We start from the raw sequence: 19,036 nt of genomic DNA, 5'->3' as shown, positions 1-19,036 counted from the left end.
AACCGGCGCCCCGGCCCGGCGCCGCCTACTTCTCCATCCCGCGGTTCAGCTCGTGCAGCAGCCGGGCCAGTTCCGTCACTTCGCGCGGATCCCAGTCGGCGAGCCGGCGGGAGTACCGGGCGCGTCGGGCCTCGCGCACCCGGCCGACGCGGTCCTGGCCCTCCCGGGTGAGGGTGACGAGCCACGCGCGGCCGTCGGCGGGGTCGGGTTCGCGGGCGACGAGGCCGAGTTCCTCCAGGGCCCGCAGCTGGCGGGACATCGTGGCCTTGCCGACGCCGATGAAGGCGGCGAGGTCGGTGGCGCGCTGCCCGCCGCACTCGCCGAGCCGGACCAGCAGGCCGTACGCGGACGACTCCAGGTCGGGGTGGACCTCGCGGGCCATCTCGCCCTGGTTGGCCCGGGCCCGCCGCAGCAGGACCGTCAACTCCCGTTCCAGTGCCAGGAACTCCGGTTGGTTCACACCGCTGCCGGACAGGTGGGATTCGACTTCGCGACCGCCGCCGTTCCCGTCTTCGTGCACGTCAGCCCCTGCCTCGTTCTCCGGTCGTGATTTTCCGGTCGTGAAAGTTTCCGCCACGGCCCGTCGTCGCCGCAGCTCGGCAAGTATTTCGCAGGCTTAGACCAACGGCGGCTTCCGGGCCCTCTTCCCACGCTCCGTTCTACGTGCGTAGCGTCTTCACCGGACCCCACGGGCGGCCGAACAATGACATGGGCACACCATTCACGGGGTCTCCCGCTCGCGCATCCCCCACCGGGCACCACCGAGCCATCGGAGGGCACGTCATGCTCGTGCACAGATCCGGACCGGCCCGCGGACGGCGCTTCGCCGTCACCGGGATCCTGCTCGCCGCGTTCTCGCTCGTGTTCACCCTCCCCGCCGACGCGTCGGCGTCCGCGGACTTCCCACCGCGCGGCTCCGCCCACATGGGCATGGGCGTCGCGGCCCACGACGGGGTGCACGGCACCCCCGCCCAGAGCCGCGCGGTCCAGACGGAGGGCGTCGACGTCTCCAGCCACCAGGGCAACGTCGCCTGGCCGACCCTGTGGAGCAGCGGAGTCCGGTGGGCCTACGCCAAGGCCACCGAGGGGACCTACTACACGAACCCCTACTTCGCCCAGCAGTACAACGGCTCGTACGGCGTCGGCATGATCCGCGGCGCGTACCACTTCGCCACCCCGGACACGACGAGCGGCGCCGCCCAGGCCAACCACTTCGTCGACCACGGCGGCGGCTGGTCCCGGGACGGCAGGACCCTGCCGGGCGTGCTCGACATCGAGTGGAACCCGTACGGGGCGACCTGCTACGGCAAGTCGCAGAGCCAGATGGTCACCTGGATCCGCGACTTCCTGAACACGTACAAGGCCCGCACCGGCCGCGACGCGGTGATCTACACGGCCACCAGCTGGTGGACCCAGTGCACCGGCGACTACGCCGGTTTCGCCGCCGCCAACCCGCTGTGGGTCGCCCGGTACGCGTCCTCGGTGGGCACCCTGCCGGCCGGGTGGGGCTTCTACACGATGTGGCAGTACACGTCGTCCGGTCCGACGGTCGGGGACCACAACAGGTTCAACGGCGCACTCGACCGGGTGGTCGCACTGGCCAACGGTTGACGGTCCCAGGCGCACACGGCGACGGCTCGGGCTCCCCGCACAGCGCGGAGCCCGAGCCGTCCCCTTTACTCACCTTCACATCCGACCGCGTCCTCCCCCAGTGCTCAACGCCTGGGAGGTGCCCCCCATCGCCGCGACCGGAACCCGGGCCTCCGCACCGTTGGTCGCCGGGGCGAGGGCCAGTTCCAGGACCTGGCGGACGTCGTTCACGGCGTGGACGTCGAGCTTGTCCAGCACCTCCGCGGGGACGTCGTCCAGGTCGGGCTCGTTGCGCTTGGGGATGATCACCGTGGTGATCCCCGCCCGGTGCGCGGCGAGCAGCTTCTGCTTGACCCCGCCGATCGGCAGTACGCGCCCGGTCAGCGAGACCTCTCCGGTCATCGCCACGTCGGTGCGGACCAGCCGCCCCGAGAGCAGCGACGCGAGGGCCGTGGTCATGGTGACGCCGGCGCTCGGGCCGTCCTTGGGGACCGCGCCCGCCGGGAAGTGGATGTGGGCTCCCCGGTCCTTCAGGTCGCCGACCGGCAGTTCCAGTTCGGCGCCGTGGCTGCGCAGGAAGCTCAGCGCGATCTGTGCCGACTCCTTCATCACGTCGCCCAGCTGCCCGGTCAGGGTCAGCCCCGCCGCGCCCGTCTCCGGGTCGGCCAGCGACGCCTCGACGTAGAGGACGTCGCCGCCGGCGCCGGTGACCGCGAGGCCGGTGGCCACGCCCGGCACCGAGGTGCGGCGCTCCGCCGGGTCCTGGGCGGACTCGGGCACGTGGTGCGGCCGGCCGATCAGGCCGCGCAGGTCGGCGTCGGTGACGGTGAACGGCAGTTCCCGCTCGCCCAGCTCGTGCTGGGCCGCCACCTTGCGCAGCAGCCGCGCGACGGACCGCTCCAGGGTGCGCACGCCCGCCTCGCGGGTGTACTCCCCGGCCAGCTTGCGCAGCGCGCCCTCGTCGACGGTGACCTCGTCGGCGTCCAGTCCGGCCCGCTCCAGCTGGCGCGGGAGCAGGTGGTCGCGGGCGATGACGACCTTCTCGTCCTCGGTGTAGCCGTCGAGGCGGACCAGCTCCATGCGGTCGAGCAGGGCCTCCGGGATGGCCTCCAGGACGTTGGCGGTGGCGAGGAAAACCACGTCGGACAGGTCGAGTTCGACCTCCAGGTAGTGGTCCCGGAAGGTGTGGTTCTGCGCCGGGTCGAGGACTTCGAGGAGGGCGGCGGCCGGGTCGCCGCGGAAGTCGGAGCCCACCTTGTCGATCTCGTCGAGCAGGACGACCGGGTTCATGGACCCCGCCTCCTTGATCGCCCGCACGATCCGGCCGGGCAGCGCGCCGACGTACGTACGCCGGTGGCCGCGGATCTCGGCCTCGTCGCGGACGCCGCCGAGGGCGACGCGGACGAACTTGCGGCCCATCGCGTGGGCGACGGACTCGCCGAGCGAGGTCTTGCCGACGCCGGGCGGGCCCACCAGGGCCAGTACGGCGCCGCCGCGCCGGCCGCCGACCACGCCCAGGCCCCGGTCGCCGCGCCGCTTGCGCACGGCCAGGTACTCGGTGATGCGCTCCTTCACGTCCTGAAGGCCGGCGTGCTCGGCGTCGAGCACGCCCTGGGCGCCCTGGATGTCGTACGCGTCCTCGGTGCGCTCGCTCCACGGCATCTCCAGGACCGTGTCGAGCCAGGTGCGGATCCAGGAGCCCTCGGGCGACTGGTCGGAGGACCGCTCCAGCTTGTCGACCTCCTTGAGGGCGGCCTCGCGGACCTTCTCCGGCAGGTCGGCGGCCTCCACGCGGGCACGGTAGTCGTCGGACTCCTCACCGTCCTGCTCTCCATTGATCTCGCGCAGCTCCTTGCGGACGGCTTCGAGCTGGCGGCGCAGCAGGAACTCCCGCTGCTGCTTGTCGACGCCCTCCTGGACGTCCTTGGCGATGGTCTCGGCGACGTCCTGCTCGGCGAGGTGGTCGCGCAGCTGCTGCGTGGCGAGCTTCAGACGGGCGACCGGGTCGGTGGTCTCCAGGAGCTCGACCTTCTGCTCGGTGGTGAGGAAGGGCGAGTAGCCGGAGTTGTCGGCGAGCGCGGACACGTCGTCGATGGCCTGGACCCGGTCGACGACCTGCCAGGCGCCGCGCTTGCGCAGCCAGGCGGTGGCGAGTGCCTTGTACTCCGTCACCAGCTCGGTGACCTGGCCGGGCAGCGGTTCCGGGAGGGTCTCGTCGACGCGGGTGCCCTCGACCCAGAGCGCGGCGCCGGGGCCGGTGGTGCCGGCGCCGACGCGCACGCGGCCCCGGCCGCGGATCAGGGCGCCGGGGTCGCCGTCGGCCAGGCGGCCGACCTGCTCGACGGTGCCGAGGACGCCGGTCGCGGCGTGGGTGCCGTCGATGCGCGGGACGAGGAGGACGCGGGGCTTGCCCGGCTCGGACCTGGCGGCGGCCTGGGCGGCCTCCACCGCGGCCCGTACCTCGGCGTCGCTCAGGTCCAGGGGGACGACCATTCCGGGCAGGACCACTTCGTCGTCGAGCGGCAGCACGGGCAGGGTGAGCGGTGTGAAGGCGGCGGACTCAGCAGCCATGATCTCCCCTTCGGCAGTCAAGTTGAGTTACATCGACTCAATGAAAGAGAGCCCCGGATTGTTCCCTCCAGCGTGTTCGCTGTGAGCGATCGGGTACCGGGGTGACGTCACCCGCCCTGCCGTTGACAGCACCGCCCGACCGGCCGGCATTCCTTGCCGCCCGCCGGCCGACCGGCGTCCCCCCTCACCCAGACCGGCCGGCGTTCCTCCGCTCCCCCAGACCGACCGGCACCCCTCCGCCGGCACGGATGCCAGGATGGGCCGATGCCCCTCATCACCCACGACACCCCCGACGCCCCCGGTACCCCCGAGGTGCTGGACCGGCGCGAGGGCCCGTACGGCGAGGTCGTCCTGCGCCGGCACGGGACGCTGCTGCAGATCATCGCGAACGGGTGCTTCCTGATGGACACCTCCGACGGGCGTTCCGAGCGGCGGCTGATCGACGCCGCGGCCGACGCGCTGGCGGCGGCCGGGAAGGACACCGGGCCCGGCGGGCGCACCGCGCCGCACCTGCTCATCGGCGGGCTCGGCGTCGGCTTCTCCCTCGTCCACGCGGCCGCCGACCCGCGCTGGGGACGGATCGCGGTCGTCGAGCGCGAGCCCGCCGTCGTCGACTGGCACCGCACCGGTCCGCTGGCCGCGCTCTCCGCCGGGGCCCTGGCCGATCCGCGCACGGAGATCGTCCGGGCGGACCTGGTCGAGTACGTCCGTGAGACTTCCGACACGTACGACGCCCTGTGCCTGGACATCGACAACGGCCCCGGCTGGACCGTCACCGAGGGCAACGAAGGGCTCTACGCACCGTCCGGACTCGCGGACTGCGTACGGCTGTTGAGGCCCGGCGGGGTGCTCGCCGTGTGGTCGGCCCAGCCCTCTCCGGAATTCGAAGAAACCTTGCGTAATGCCGGTTTCCAGCAGGTGCGTACCGAAGAGATCCCCGTTGCCCGGGGCGTTCCGGACGTCGTGCATCTCGGCGTCGGTCCTGGATAGCAATGGCGCGGGGGATCCCCGTACGCTGCTGCTCTGACGCGGTTCATTCAAGCGTCAATCGCAGTCATGGGATCACCCCACGGATTCCGGAAGCACACCTCAGGGGCGGGCGATGGAGCAGACACAGACCTCCCACAACGGCGCGGCGACGGCCACCCAGGGCGCACAGCGCCGGGTGCTGGTGGTCGAGGACGACCAGACGATCGTGGACGCCATCGCGACCCGCCTGCGCGCCGAAGGGTTCCTGGTGCAGACGGCGGGCGACGGTCCGGCCGCCGTCGACACGGCCGAGGCCTGGCAGCCCGATCTGCTGATCCTCGACATCATGCTGCCCGGCTTCGACGGCCTGGAGGTCTGCCGGCGCGTGCAGGCCCAGCGACCGGTGCCGGTGATGATGCTCACCGCGCGCGACGACGAGACGGACATGCTGGTCGGTCTCGGCGTCGGCGCCGACGACTACATGACCAAGCCGTTCTCGATGCGTGAGCTGGCCGCACGCGTGCACGTGCTGCTGCGCCGGGTGGAGCGGGCGGTCGTGGCCGCCTCGACGCCGCGCAGCGGCATCCTGCGCCTGGGCGAGCTGGAGATCGACCACGCGCAGCGCCGGGTGCGGGTGCGCAGCGAGGACGTCCACCTCACCCCCACCGAGTTCGACCTGCTGGTCTGCCTGGCGAACACGCCGCGCGCGGTGCTCTCCCGCGAGCAGCTGCTCGCCGAGGTGTGGGACTGGGCCGACGCCTCCGGCACCCGGACCGTGGACAGCCACATCAAGGCGCTGCGCCGGAAGATCGGCGCCGAGCGCATCCGCACCGTGCACGGCGTGGGCTACGCGCTGGAGACGCCGAACCCGTGAGCAGAGGACGGGAGGCCGCTCCGAGGAGCCCCGGTCCCCGGAGCACCGGGGATCCCTGGGGCGGCGTACGCCCGTTCTCGATCAAGACCAAGCTGGGCGCGCTCGTCGTCACGTCGGTGCTGATCACCACCGGTTTGTCGGTGGTCGCGGTGAACACCAAGACGGAGCTGCGCTTCATCACGGTGTTCTCCATGATCGCCACCCTGCTGATCACGCAGTTCGTGGCCCACTCGCTGACCGCGCCGCTGGACGAGATGAACGCGGTCGCCCGGTCCATCTCGCACGGCGACTACACGCGCCGGGTGCGCGAGAACCGCCGCGACGAGCTGGGCGACCTGGCCGTCACCATCAACCGCATGGCCGACGACCTGGAGGCCCAGGACCTCCAGCGCAAGGAGCTGGTGGCGAACGTCTCGCACGAGCTGCGCACCCCCATCGCGGGCCTGCGTGCCGTGCTGGAGAACATCGTCGACGGCGTCACCGAGGCCGACCCGGAGACGATGCGCACGGCGCTCGGGCAGACCGAGCGGCTCGGCCGGCTGGTGGAGACGCTGCTCGACCTCTCCCGCCTGGACAACGGCGTCATACCGCTGCGCAAACGGCGCTTCGAGGTGTGGCCGTACCTGTCGGGCGTGCTGAAGGAGGCCAACATGGTCGCCTCGGCACGCGCGGGCATCGCCTCGGGGTCGGGCAGTCACACCCGTACCGACGTGCACCTGGCGCTGGACGTCTTCCCGCCGGAGCTGACGGCGCACGCCGACCCGGAGCGGATCCACCAGGTCGTCTCCAACCTCATCGACAACGCCGTCAAGCACAGCCCGCCGCACGGCCGGGTGACGGTCCGGGCGCGGCGCGGCGAGCTGCCCGAGTCCCTGGAGCTGGAGGTGCTCGACGAGGGCCCCGGCATCCCGCGTTCGGAGTGGCGCCGGGTGTTCGAACGGTTCAACCGGGGTTCGGTGTCCCGGCCGCACGGTCCGGGCAGCGACGGCGGCACCGGTCTGGGCCTCGCGATCGCGCGCTGGGCGGTCGATCTGCACGGCGGCCGGATCGGAGTGGCCGAATCCGAGCGGGGCTGCCGCATCGTCATCACTCTTCCGGGCCTTCCGTCGACGCCATGTTGACGTAGGGTTCACGGCGGAGCGTAAAGATCCACGACGTTCGCGCTGGCGGACACGTGTGATCAGGTAAAGACCCGCGTCGCTGAGCCGCCGGGTCCCGGTCTCCCGATCCCGCACGCAACAGAACCTCGCTTGTTTCCCGCCATTTCCAGCGCCGAAACGCGGTCCGCGATGTGACTTACGCGACGATGGACGGGCCCGGCCTGACCTTCCCGGTCGGGTAGGCGTAGCCTTGATTCCCGCTGTCCACCATCTTGTGAAGCGGAAGAGGGCGGTTCTCGCCGTGTCGCAGTCCCCCAGTAACTCGAACGTCTCGACCGACACCGACCAAGCGAGCAGCGCGGGCAAGAACCCCGCGACCGCGTTCGGTGCCAATGAGTGGCTCGTCGACGAGATCTATCAGCAGTACCTCCAGGACCCGAACTCCGTGGACCGAGCCTGGTGGGACTTCTTCGCCGACTACAAGCCGGGAGCGCCCGCGGCCCAGGCCGCCGCCCCCACCGCCTCGGGTGCCGCGACCACGGACTCGGGCAGCACGCAGCCGGCCGCCCCCGCCCCGCAGGCGCGGGCCGCCGCCCCGGCCGCGGCGAAGCCCGCCGCCGCCCCCGCGAAGCCGGCCGCGCAGGCCCCCGCGGCTCCGGCCGCGAAGCCCGCCGCCGCTCCGGCCCAGGCCAAGCCCGCCGCGCAGCCGAAGGCCGCCGCGCCCGCCGCGCCCGCCAAGGACGCCGCTGCCGCGCCCGAGGGACCCGAGACGGTGACCCTGCGCGGCCCGGCCGCCGCGGTCGCGAAGAACATGAACGCCTCGCTGGAGCTGCCCACGGCCACATCCGTGCGCGCGGTCCCGGTGAAGCTGCTGTTCGACAACCGCATCGTCATCAACAACCACCTCAAGCGCGCCCGCGGCGGGAAGATCTCCTTCACGCACCTGATCGGCTACGCGATGGTGCAGGCCATCAAGGCCATGCCGTCGATGAACCACTCGTTCGGCGAGAAGGACGGCAAGCCGACCCTCGTCAAGCCGGCCCACATCAACCTCGGCCTCGCCATCGACCTGGTCAAGCCCAACGGCGACCGCCAGCTGGTCGTCGCGGCGATCAAGAAGGCCGAGACGCTGAACTTCTTCGAGTTCTGGCAGGCCTACGAGGACATCGTCCGCCGCGCCCGCGACAACAAGCTGACGATGGACGACTTCACCGGCGTCACCGTCTCGCTGACCAACCCCGGCGGCCTCGGCACCGTCCACTCCGTGCCGCGCCTGATGCCCGGCCAGTCGGTCATCATGGGCGTCGGCTCCATGGACTACCCGGCGGAGTTCCAGGGCACCAGCCAGGACACCCTGAACAAGCTCGGCATCTCGAAGGTCATGACGCTCACGTCGACCTACGACCACCGGGTCATCCAGGGCGCCGCCTCCGGCGAGTTCCTGCGCCAGGTCGCCAACCTGCTGCTCGGCGAGAGCGGGTTCTACGACGAGATCTTCAAGGCGCTGCGCATCCCCTACGAGCCGGTCCGCTGGCTCAAGGACATCGACGCGTCGCACGACGACGACGTCACCAAGGCCGCCCGGGTCTTCGAGCTGATCCACTCCTACCGGGTCCGCGGCCACGTCATGGCCGACACCGACCCGCTGGAGTACCAGCAGCGCAAGCACCCCGACCTGGACATCACCGAGCACGGGCTCACGCTGTGGGACCTGGAGCGCGAGTTCGCGGTCGGCGGCTTCGCCGGCAAGTCCCTGATGAAGCTGCGCGACATCCTCGGCGTGCTGCGCGACTCGTACTGCCGCACCACCGGCGTCGAGTTCATGCACATCCAGGACCCGAAGCAGCGCAAGTGGATCCAGGACCGCATCGAACGCTCGCACACCAAGCCGGAGCGCGAGGAGCAGCTGCGCATCCTGCGCCGCCTGAACGCGGCGGAGGCCTTCGAAACCTTCCTGCAGACCAAGTACGTCGGGCAGAAGCGGTTCTCCCTGGAGGGCGGCGAGTCCGTCATCCCGCTGCTCGACGCGGTCATCGACTCGGCCGCCGAGTCCCGCCTGGACGAGGTCGTCATCGGCATGGCCCACCGCGGCCGGCTGAACGTGCTGGCCAACGTGGTCGGCAAGTCGTACGCGCAGATCTTCCGCGAGTTCGAGGGCAACCTCGACCCGAAGTCGATGCACGGCTCCGGCGACGTGAAGTACCACCTGGGCGCCGAGGGCACCTTCACCGGCCTGGACGGCGAGCAGATCGCGGTCTCGCTGGTCGCCAACCCCTCGCACCTGGAGGCGGTCGACCCGGTCCTGGAGGGCGTCGCCCGCGCCAAGCAGGACATCATCAACAAGGGCGGCACGGACTTCACCGTCCTGCCGGTGGCGATCCACGGCGACGCGGCCTTCGCGGGCCAGGGCGTGGTGGCCGAGACCCTGAACATGTCGCAGCTGCGCGGCTACCGCACCGGCGGCACCGTCCACGTCGTCATCAACAACCAGGTCGGCTTCACCGCCGCCCCGGAGTCCTCGCGCTCCTCGATGTACGCCACCGACGTGGCCCGCATGATCGAGGCCCCGATCTTCCACGTGAACGGCGACGACCCGGAGGCCTGCGTCCGCGTGGCGCGGCTCGCCTTCGAGTTCCGCCAGGCGTTCAACAAGGACGTGGTGATCGACCTCCTGTGCTACCGCCGCCGCGGTCACAACGAAACCGACAACCCGGCCTTCACCCAGCCGCTGATGTACGACCTGATCGACAAGAAGCGCTCGGTGCGCAAGCTCTACACCGAGTCCCTCATCGGTCGCGGCGACATCACCCTGGAAGAGGCCGAGCAGGCGCTGCAGGACTACCAGGGCCAGCTGGAGAAGGTCTTCACCGAGGTCCGCGAGGCCGCCTCGCAGCCGGCCGCGTCGGAACCCTCGGACCCGCAGGCCGAGTTCCCGGTCTCCGTGAACACCGCGGTCACCGCCGAGACCGTCAAGCGGATCGCCGAGTCCCAGGTCAACATCCCGGACCACATCACCGTGCACCCGCGGCTGCTGCCGCAGCTGCAGCGCCGCGCGGCGATGGTCGAGGACGGCACGATCGACTGGGGCATGGGCGAGACCCTCGCCGTCGGCTCGCTCCTCCTGGACGGCGTGCCGGTCCGGCTCACCGGCCAGGACTCGCAGCGCGGCACCTTCGGCCAGCGCCACGCGGTCGTCATCGACCGTGAGACCGGCGACGAGTTCACGCCGCTGCTGTACCTGTCCGAGGACCAGTCCCGGTACAACGTCTACAACTCGCTGCTCTCCGAGTACGCGGTGATGGGCTTCGAGTACGGCTACTCGCTGGCCCGCCCGGACGCGCTGGTGATGTGGGAGGCGCAGTTCGGCGACTTCGTCAACGGCGCCCAGACGGTCGTGGACGAGTTCATCTCGTCGGCCGAGCAGAAGTGGAACCAGACGAGCGGCGTGACGCTGCTGCTGCCGCACGGCTACGAGGGCCAGGGCCCGGACCACTCCTCGGCCCGCCCGGAGCGGTTCCTGCAGCTGTGCGCGCAGAACAACATGACGGTCGCGATGCCGACCCTGCCGTCGAACTACTTCCACCTCCTGCGGTGGCAGGTGCACAACCCGCACCACAAGCCGCTGGTCGTCTTCACCCCGAAGTCGATGCTGCGTCTGAAGGCCGCCGCCTCGAAGGCGGAGGAGTTCACGACGGGCCAGTTCCGCCCGGTCATCGGCGACGACTCGGTCGACCCGGCCGCCGTCAAGAAGGTCGTCTTCACCGCCGGCAAGGTCTACTACGACCTGGACGCCGAGCGGAAGAAGCGCGGTCTGACGGACACGGCCATCATCCGCATCGAGCGCCTGTACCCGCTGCCGGGTGCCGAGCTCCAGGCGGAGATCGCCAAGTACCCGAACGCCGAGAAGTACCTGTGGGCCCAGGAGGAGCCGGCGAACCAGGGTGCCTGGCCGTTCATCGCGCTCAACCTGATCGACCACCTGGACCTGGCGGTCGGCGCCGACGTCCCGCACGGCGAGCGCCTGCGCCGCATCTCGCGCCCGCACGGCTCGTCCCCGGCGGTCGGCTCCGCCAAGCGCCACCAGGCCGAGCAGGAGCAGCTGGTGCGCGAGGTCTTCGACGCCTGACCCGCCCGCACACCCGCTCGTCCCGAGGGGCCCGGCACCGGATGCGTTCCGGCGCCGGGTCCCTCGGCGTTGCCGGGCCTCTCGGCGTCGCCGGGTGCGCGGGCGTGCGTCAGGTGCGCGGGTTTCAGTCACGCGGGTATCCGTCAGGTGCGCTGGGGTTCGAAGTCCCAGAAGGGGTGCTGCCGGGAGCCGAGCGCGCCCTCGGCCGCCGCTCGGGCGGACCGGGTGAGGGGGTGGCCGGTTCCCAGAGTGCGGGCCGCCCCGTCGGCGGTGTCCCGGCCCAGGGCGAGGGAGCGCTCGGTGTCCCCGGCGTACCCGTGCAGCGTCGACGCGTTGAGCGCACAGCCGAGCGTCCAGGGGTGGTCGGGGCCCACGGCGGCGGCCATGCCGGCCAGGGCCGCGTCGGCGAGGACCCGGGCGCGGCCGGTCTCGCCCGCCCGGTGCAGCAGCACGGCGTGGTTGGCACGGGCGCCCGCGGCATAGGGGTGGGTCGCGGTGAGGGTCGCCTCGTACTGGGCGACGACGCTTTCGCTCAGTGCGCGGGCCGGACCGAGGTCGCCCCGCTCGCGGGCGACGCAGCTCTGGCTGGTCATGAGGGCCAGTACCAGCGGATCGACGCCCCCGAACACCCGTTCCCCCTGCTCCAGTGCCTGGCCGAGGTGGTGCGCGGCGCCGGAGGTGTCCCCCACGGCGTACAGGCACAGGGCCAGGTTGTGGGCGGCCAGCAGCGTCTGCCTGCTGTGGGCGCCCAGCGCCGCGCGGGCCAGTCGCAGGTTGTCGGCCTGCCTCGTCGCGGCCTCGGCACCGCGTCCGAGCAGCCGGAGGTCGACGGCGTAGGAGGTCTCCGAACCCAGCGTCCACGGGTGCCGGTCCCCGAGCAGCCGGAGGCGTGCCTCCAGGGTGCGCAGATCGACGTGCAGGGCGTCCTCGTAACGGCCCAGCAGGCGCAGGGAGACGGCCACGTTGTTCTGCGCGTTCAGGGTGCGGGTGTCCTGGTCGCCGAGGAGTTCGCGGTAGGTGGCGTGCACCTGCTGCGAGATCTCCAGCGACCGGGCGTACCGGCCCAGGCCCCGCAGGTCGGCGGCCAGTCCGCCGAGGGCCCGCAGCAGCGCCGGGTCCCGCTCGCCGCGCTGCTCGCGCAGGTGCTCGACGGCCGCCTGCTCGATCTCCATCGTCCGGTGGTAGTCGCCGGAGGCGCGCAGCAGGTTGGCGTAGTGGTACGTCAGCTCCCAGACGAGCGGATGCTGTTCGCCCAGGCGCGAGCGCCAGATCCGGACGGCGTGGTCGCCGAGCCGCACGCCCGCTCCGTACTCGCCGGACAGGTACAGGTAGCGCAGCGAGTCGAGGACCAGCTTCTGCACGGCGGAGTCGGTGCTCGCGAGCACGTCGGCGTACTTCAGATGCGGCACGATCTCGGCGTACCGGGGCCACTGTCCGGGCACGGAGGGCGTGCCCCGGTCCGCCGCCGCCAGGGCACGCCGTACGACGTCGACCAGCTCGCCGCGTACGGCTGCCGGCATGGCCCGGTGCACCATCTGGTGGACCACGCGGTGCACGTACAGGTTCTCGCGCCCCGGGTCGGCGGGGTGCGGTTCGACCCGGACCACGGAGTACCGGAGCAGCTGTCCGACCGCCCGGTCCCACTGCCGTGCGTCGGTCAGCAGCCCGGCCACGGAGCCGGGCAGCCCCTCGTGCGGCATGTCCTGGAGCAGGTGCACGGGGACGAGGCCGGGGGCGAAGAAGGTGCAGAGCCGGAGCAGTTCGACGGCCTCCGGCACGGTCGCGCGGAGTCGGTCGAGGAGGATCGACCAGGCAGTCCGGAAGGTCATCGGGAAGTCCGCCGACACCTTCACCGGGTCGCCGTCGCTCACGGCGTCCAGCAGGGCGAGGTACTCCTCGAAGGACAGGTCCGAGTCGTTCAGCCAGCCCGCCGTCTGGTCGAGGAGCAGCGGCAGGTCTCCCATCGCCCGGGCCAGCCGGTCCGCCTCCGGCTCCGTCAGCCGGGGCGCGCGGCGGCGCACGAACGCCACCGACTCGTCACGCGGATAGGGCTGGACCTCGACCAGCTCGCTGTGGTGCTCGCCCCACTCCGGGTTCCGCGAGGTGATGAGGACGTGACCGGGACCGGAGCCGGCCGGGAGCAGGTCCCAGATCTGGTCCGGCTCGTCCGCCCCGTCCAGCAGCAGCAGCCACCTCGCACACGGCTCCCCGCGACGCAGCGCGTCCCGCACGGCGCGCAGCCGCTCGCCGTACCCCTGGCCGGTCTCCAGCCGCATCTGCGAGGCCAGTTCGGCAAGTTGGCGACGGCAGCCGGCCCGGTCCTCCGCGGTCACCCACCAGACCACGTCGTACTCCGAACCGAAGCGGTGCGCGTACTCGGCCGCGATCTGGGTCTTCCCCACCCCGGACATGCCGTGCAGCGTCACCACACCGCCCTCCGGTCCGGGCCCGTGCAGCAGCCCGTGCACCTTGCCCAACAGCGGCTCCCGGCCGGTGAAGCGGGTGTTGCGGCGGGGCACCCCGCCCCACACGTCCGGCATCTCCGCCGGGAACCGCGGCCCACGGCGCGACGGCGCCGCGTCCTCGGCCAAGGGTCCGGACGCCAGGTGCAGCCGGTCCAGCAGGCGTCGCTCCGCCTCCTCGGCGTTCACGTCGACCAGGGAGACCGGCGCCAGCACGGCCGCCGCCGACGGGAGGGCGGCGGAGGTGACCGCCACGGCGGCGAACCGGGACGGGTCGGGAGCCACCACGTCGCGCAGGGCCGCGTTCCATTCCTCGTGGCTGTCCGCGTCCTGGCCGAAGTACCAGGGGCTCAGGACCAGCAGGGCGCCCCCGTCCGGAGCCACCAGGTCGCGCAGCAGCTCCAGCGGCGGCGCGTCGTCCGTGCCGTCCCGGCGCGCGTGCACCACCCGTACGCCCCGGCTCTCCAGCCTGTCCCCGATCCAGGCCGCCCAGGCCTGGTTGAAACCGACGAAGCTGATGGTGACCGGCTCCCGAGCGGGACCGGCGTGCGCGGGGCGCGACGGCGCCGCGGGGAGCGCCGGCCGCGGGCGGTGCCGGGGATGCCCGCGCGGCCGGGGCCCCGGAAGGGCGGCCCGTACCGGGTCTCCCTCCGGGACCCGGGGCGCCGTGCGGATCTCGGAGTGCAGCTCCGCCTTGCGGACCGGAACGCCCCACTGGTTGCTGACCGTCAGCCACAGCGAGGCCGGTCCGGCGTCGGTGCCCGCGGAGACCCGGAACCGCGCGGGCCCGTAGGTGCCGCCGAAGCGGTGCAGGACGACGCTCGGTTCGCCCAGGGCGGAGCAGTCGAAGTACGGCGAGCCGTCCAGGGCGACGGTGAAGGTGAACTCCTCCTCGGGGTAGGGCCACGGGGCCGGGGCGCCGTCCTGGGCGGGGAGCGGTCCGCGCAGGTCGACGGTGACGAGGTAGTCGCATCCTGCCTCCGCCTGCCGGGGCCACGCGACGACGGGCTCGATCAGCAGCGGCTGCCCGGCGGCGCTCACCGGCAACCTCCCCCCTCGGTGCCCTCGGTCCGCTCGGTCCGCTCGGTGCCGAGCGCGTCCGTCGCGGTGAGCCGCAGGGCGGTCCTCGGATGCCCGTAGTAGTGGAACATGAACGCGTACAGGAGCCGCAGCACCCGCTTCTGGCCCACGACGTCGACCCGTCCGTCGTCGTTGCGGACCCGCGGCACCGCCGCCAGGGAGCCGAACTCCTCCAGAGCGCGTGCCCGGAAGGCCCGCAGGGTCCGCACCACCGGGCGGCGGGGGTGCTCGGCCACCTCGCGCACCAGGCGCCGCGCCATCGCCCGGGCCTCCAGGTCACCGACCCTCCCGGAGCTGACGATGCAGCCGCCCGCGCCCTTGCGCAGGAAGAGTTCCGCGAAGCCGCGCAGCGCCTGTTCGCCCTGCGCGCTGTTGTCCACGAACCGGCCGGAGTCGCAGGCGTTGAGGCAGACCAGCGAGCCGTCCCGCCGCAGTACGGACATCGGCTCGCCGTTCAGCTCGGCCCAGGTGCGGTCGCCGAGCGTGAGGCGCGGCACGGCGTCGCCGTACGTGCCGTGGCAGCCGAGGTAGACCAGCCCGGTGCGGTCCGCCTCGGTGTCGAGGTCGCTGAGGAAGGGTGTCATGAGTCCGTGGAACCGGCGGGCGTACGCGGTGAAGAGGTGGCCGTCGTCCGCCATGTCCTGGTGGAGGTAGCCGAGCACCTGGCCACGGCAGTCGCCGGTCTCGGAGGGCAGGCCGCCCTGGCTCAGGTCGCGCACGGTCGTCCAGCGGGCGACGGCGACCAGTGCCCCCAACGGCCCGCCCGCCAGGCCCGGCGCGGCGTTCTCGGGGAGGTGGAGCAGCTCCCAGGGGAGGTCGTACCCGGTGTCGTCCCACACGACGAGGCGCAGGTCGTCCCCGTGCCGGACGCGGATCCGGTTGATCCAGTGGGCGAGTTCGTACTGGTTGTCCGACCAGAGCCCGATGCCCCGCAGCACCTCGGAGGGGTAGTGCCCGTCGCCGTCCTGCCGCAGCCGGGCGAGGCTGACGGCGGGAGCGGCGCGCCGGGTGGGTCCGGCCGCGCAGTTCACCGACAGGTCGCCGCACCAGCCCTGCAGCCGGTAGCCCGGGAGCCCGTCGGCCCCGTCCGCGCGCAGGACCCGGAGCACGGCGAAGCCGTCCTCCAGACGGGCGCCGGGCCGCGCGTCGGTGCCGCCGAGCCCGGTCGGCGGTTCCTGGGCGCGGCGCAGGTTGCGCACCGAGGCCGCGGGTCGGCGCGCCGCGGCCTTCAGCCCCGGCAGTGCCGTGCGCAGTCCCGCGGCGCCGACGCCCGGCAGCCGGCGCGGCCCGCGCTGCGGATCAGTCACCGGCGTCCTCCGTTCCGGACCGGTGCCGCCCGTCGACGACCACCGCCCCGAGCCGGTCGGCGAGTACGTGGGGCAGGTCGCCGTACGGTTCCCGGCCCGGGTCGACGACCGCCACGTGCAGGCGGGTCCGGTCCATGGCCCCGATCCGTGCGGCGGCCTCCACCGCGTCCTCGATGCCGGCGGCGGCCACCCCACCGGCGGGGCGGCCGGTGTGGCTGACCCGCAGGGGCACGTTGCCGCGGCCGTCGGTCACGACCACCAGCCACGCCTCCGCCGGGCCGGTGCCCAGCCGGCGGAAGAGACGGCGCAGCGTGTGCGCCGCGAGTTCGACGCCGTGGGCGAGCGGCGTCGCCCGGCCGCCCCCGCGATGCAGCGCTCCCGGCACCCTGGGGTCCAGGACGCTGCGGGCGGCGAAGGACCCGGCCCGCAGTTCGTCGGCCGCGTCCGCGGCGCCGACCTCGATGACCTGCACGGTGGCCCGGCTGGTGTACGCCCACTGCAGGAAGGGGGCGAGAGTCTCCTGCCAGTTTCCGTCCGGCTCCCGGCAGGTGTGGTCCAGGAGCAGCACCAGGACCCGCTCGGGCGGGGCGGCCCGCACGTTGCTGTGCAGGTCGGCCGGCGAGACGGTGAACCGTTCGGTGCGCCGGGCCCGCTGGTGCACGGCGGCCTCGCGCACGGTGCGCACGTGGGCGATGTCCCGCAGGTCGGTGGCGCGGCGGGTGCCGATCACGGTGCCGCGCGCGGAGACGGGGCCGGTGGTGCGCCGCCGGGGGCCGCTCAGCGGCGTGGCGTCCCGTGCCCCGGCCGTCCCGTCCTCCGGGTAGGGACCCGATCCGGCCGGGGCGGGCGCGGGGCCGGGTGCGGTGCCGATGCCTTGGGCCGGTCCGGTGTCCAGCAGGGCCCGGTCGTCGCGCACCCGGTGGGGGTCCGGCCGGGCTGCGCCGTGACGTTCCGGGAGGGTGCCGGGCGGGCCCGCGGGTCCCGGCGCCGGGCCGGGCGGCTCGGGGGCGTCCTCCGGGCGGTCCTGTGCCCGGTCCGGCACGGCCACGCCGATGAGCCGCGCCGCGGCCTCGCTGTGTCCGGCGGACGCCGACGGCCGTCCCTCCAGCGCCGCGAGGGTACGGGCGAGCCGCACGAGCGCCAGCTGCCGGCGGACACCGGTGTCGGGCCCGAGGAGTTGCTGCGCGCGGGTGAGGGCCGCGTCGGTGACGGGCACGGGCCGGACGCCCGGGGCGGCGGTGCGCCAGGCGTCCGGGAGACCTGCGAACAGTGTTTCCAGCGGCCCGGCCGGACCGGGCAGCCGCAGCTCGGCGACCGACAGCCGTACGGCGAACCGGTCCAGCAGGTGCCGGCTGAGCCGTCCGGCGTCGGCCGCGCGGCAGGTCGCCAGCCAGCGTGCCCGGGGCCGGACCGTCCCGCGCAGCCCGCTGCGTTCGACGGTCGCGACCTCCGCACCGAGCAGTTGGACCGCGGCGCGCATCCCGGCGACGCCGAGGCGCGCCAGGTCGGGCACCACGACCAGCGGCGGCGGACCGTGCGCGTCGTCCGCCTCGACCAGCGGCCCCGGCTCGGTACGGACCGTGATGCCGTGCTCGCCGCCGCGGATGCGGGTGCGGGTCCACAGGTCCTCGTCCCGGTCGGCGGCGCCCAGCACGAGGGGCGGGCGGGCCGGTTCGGTGGTGCCCGCGAGGACGGCGCCGAAGAGGCGCACGACCGGTTCGACGAGCCTGGGGTCCAGGTCGAGGAGGAGCACGCCGCCGAGCGCGGGGTCGGCGGCCGCGCAGACCAGGGCCAGGCCGAGCCGGCGGATCAGGCCGTCGGGCGCGGGTGCGTCCGCGGAGCCGGCCGCACCCCTGTGCGGCGGGGTGGGCGACGCGGGCGGCACGGGTGGGGTGGCGGTCACCGCTCAGGCTCCGAAGAGGTCCTGGAGGCGGGCCTCGTCCTCGGGCCCCCAGTCGAAGGTGTCGCCGTGGGCCGCCTCCGGCCTCCGGTGCCGCAGCGCCATCGGCAGGACCCGCCGCAGGTGCCCGGGGGCCACGGCGTCCGCGCCCTCCAGGGCGGCGAGGGCCCGGGCCGCCAGCACGGCCACGATCTCCCCGCGCTGGCCCACGGCGTCGGTCCGCTCCGCGGCCTGCGCGCACAGCTCCAGCATCCGGTCGGGCACGTCGACGCCGCGGACGCGGTCCCTGGCCGCCGCCAGCCGGTCCCGGGTGCCGGTGTCGTCCCGCTCGGCGGCGGACAGCCACGCGGAGTCCTCGCTGGCCAGCTCGTGCTCGAAGTCGAGCACCGTGCGGAGCAGGAGGCGGCGGGCGGTCGCGTCCAGGGTCTCGGCGGTGACCATCAGTCCGAAGCGGTCGAGCAACTGGGGTCGCAGCCCGCCCTCTTCGGGGTTCATGGTGCCGACGAGCCCGAACGACAGGTACTTGGCGCCGGCCAGTCCCTCGCGCTGCACGGACAGGACGCCGGTGGCGGCGACGTCCAGGATGATGTCGACGAGGTGGTCGTCGAGGAGGTTGACCTCGTCGACGTAGAGCAGTCCCTTGTCCGCTGCGTCCTCCAGCAGCCCGGGCTGCGGCCGGGGCTCGCCCCGGATGAGCGCGTCCAGGTCCCAGCCGCCCACCACCCGGTCGTCGGTGGCGTTGATGGGCAGGGTGACCGGCAGCTCGCCGTGGGCCATCAGGGCGAAGGCGCGGACGAGCGTCGACTTGGCGGTGCCGCGGGGTCCGGCCATGAGTACGCCGCCGATGCGGGGCACGACGTGGTTGAGCTCCAGCGCCAGCTTCAGCTCGTCCTGGGCGACGACCCTGGAGTACGGGAGGATCCGCGGGCCGGACGCCGGGCGGCTCACGAGGCGGCCCCGTCCGCGGCACCGGGCGCCGGGCGGGGGCCGGTGCCGTCGGGGGCGGGACCGCCCGTCGGGGGGCCGCCGGTTGCCGGGGCGGCGAGGGTGGCGGGGG

General features: G+C 73.3%; 11 protein-coding genes. 5 read left to right on the top strand and 6 right to left on the bottom strand.

Annotation, left to right across the window (positions count from 1 at the left end; translation table 11 throughout):
* Window positions 1-25 precede the first annotated feature (25 nt).
* Window positions 26-520 (bottom strand): MarR family winged helix-turn-helix transcriptional regulator, encoded by a 495-nt coding sequence (locus HZS56_RS21770; RefSeq protein WP_216722437.1) that lies wholly within the window; start codon window positions 518-520, stop codon window positions 26-28.
* Between the two features lie 263 nt (window positions 521-783).
* On the opposite strand from HZS56_RS21770, the gene HZS56_RS21765 reads away from it, so the two are divergent.
* Complete coding sequence (locus tag HZS56_RS21765) at window positions 784-1,611, top strand: lysozyme (RefSeq protein ID WP_216722436.1); 828 nt, start codon at window positions 784-786, stop codon at window positions 1,609-1,611.
* Between the two features lie 75 nt (window positions 1,612-1,686).
* Here HZS56_RS21765 and lon read toward each other — a convergent pair whose 3' ends face one another.
* Window positions 1,687-4,161, bottom strand: coding sequence for an endopeptidase La (gene lon / locus HZS56_RS21760; RefSeq protein WP_216722435.1), 2,475 nt, complete (start codon window positions 4,159-4,161; stop codon window positions 1,687-1,689).
* A gap of 264 nt (window positions 4,162-4,425) precedes the next feature.
* On the opposite strand from lon, the gene HZS56_RS21755 reads away from it, so the two are divergent.
* The 4 genes from HZS56_RS21755 to HZS56_RS21740 all read left to right on the top strand — a co-directional run bounded on the left by HZS56_RS21755 (window position 4,426) and on the right by HZS56_RS21740 (window position 11,230).
* Window positions 4,426-5,151, top strand: a complete 726-nt coding sequence (locus HZS56_RS21755) for a spermidine synthase family protein (protein ID WP_216722434.1) — start codon at window positions 4,426-4,428, stop codon at window positions 5,149-5,151.
* 112 nt (window positions 5,152-5,263) lie between these two features.
* Entirely contained in the window at window positions 5,264-6,004 is a 741-nt protein-coding gene (locus tag HZS56_RS21750; RefSeq protein ID WP_216722433.1) for a response regulator transcription factor, read from the top strand.
* Window positions 6,001-7,125: a sensor histidine kinase gene (locus tag HZS56_RS21745; protein ID WP_216722432.1), complete on the top strand. Its 1,125-nt coding sequence runs from the start codon at window positions 6,001-6,003 to the stop codon at window positions 7,123-7,125. Before HZS56_RS21750 ends, HZS56_RS21745 begins: the two co-directional genes overlap by 4 nt.
* Before the next feature lie 280 nt (window positions 7,126-7,405).
* Window positions 7,406-11,230 carry a multifunctional oxoglutarate decarboxylase/oxoglutarate dehydrogenase thiamine pyrophosphate-binding subunit/dihydrolipoyllysine-residue succinyltransferase subunit gene (locus HZS56_RS21740; RefSeq protein ID WP_308408123.1) on the top strand — a complete coding sequence of 1,275 codons (3,825 nt, stop codon included), beginning with the start codon at window positions 7,406-7,408 and terminating at the stop codon, window positions 11,228-11,230.
* Between the two features lie 143 nt (window positions 11,231-11,373).
* Here HZS56_RS21740 and fxsT read toward each other — a convergent pair whose 3' ends face one another.
* Genes fxsT through HZS56_RS21720 form a run of 4 tightly spaced genes read right to left on the bottom strand, consistent with a single transcriptional unit; the run spans window position 11,374 to window position 18,927 of the window.
* Window positions 11,374-14,733 (bottom strand): FxSxx-COOH system tetratricopeptide repeat protein, encoded by a 3,360-nt coding sequence (gene fxsT / locus HZS56_RS21735; protein ID WP_216722430.1) that lies wholly within the window; start codon window positions 14,731-14,733, stop codon window positions 11,374-11,376.
* Window positions 14,730-16,079, bottom strand: a complete 1,350-nt coding sequence (locus HZS56_RS38755) for a CHAT domain-containing protein (RefSeq protein WP_308408122.1) — start codon at window positions 16,077-16,079, stop codon at window positions 14,730-14,732. The genes fxsT and HZS56_RS38755 overlap by 4 nt, the downstream gene beginning before the upstream one ends.
* Window positions 16,072-17,982, bottom strand: coding sequence for a magnesium chelatase (locus tag HZS56_RS21725; protein ID WP_216722429.1), 1,911 nt, complete (start codon window positions 17,980-17,982; stop codon window positions 16,072-16,074). The genes HZS56_RS38755 and HZS56_RS21725 overlap by 8 nt, the downstream gene beginning before the upstream one ends.
* Before the next feature lie 3 nt (window positions 17,983-17,985).
* Window positions 17,986-18,927 carry an AAA family ATPase gene (locus HZS56_RS21720; RefSeq protein WP_216722428.1) on the bottom strand — a complete coding sequence of 314 codons (942 nt, stop codon included), beginning with the start codon at window positions 18,925-18,927 and terminating at the stop codon, window positions 17,986-17,988.
* Window positions 18,928-19,036 lie beyond the last annotated feature (109 nt).

The sequence above is a fragment of the Streptomyces mayonensis genome (genome assembly GCF_018982965.1).
Taxonomy (GTDB): Bacteria; Actinomycetota; Actinomycetes; order Streptomycetales; family Streptomycetaceae; genus Streptomyces; species Streptomyces mayonensis.
The sequence above is the reverse complement of the archived record's forward strand: the minus strand, read 5'-3'. Positions and strand labels throughout refer to the sequence as shown.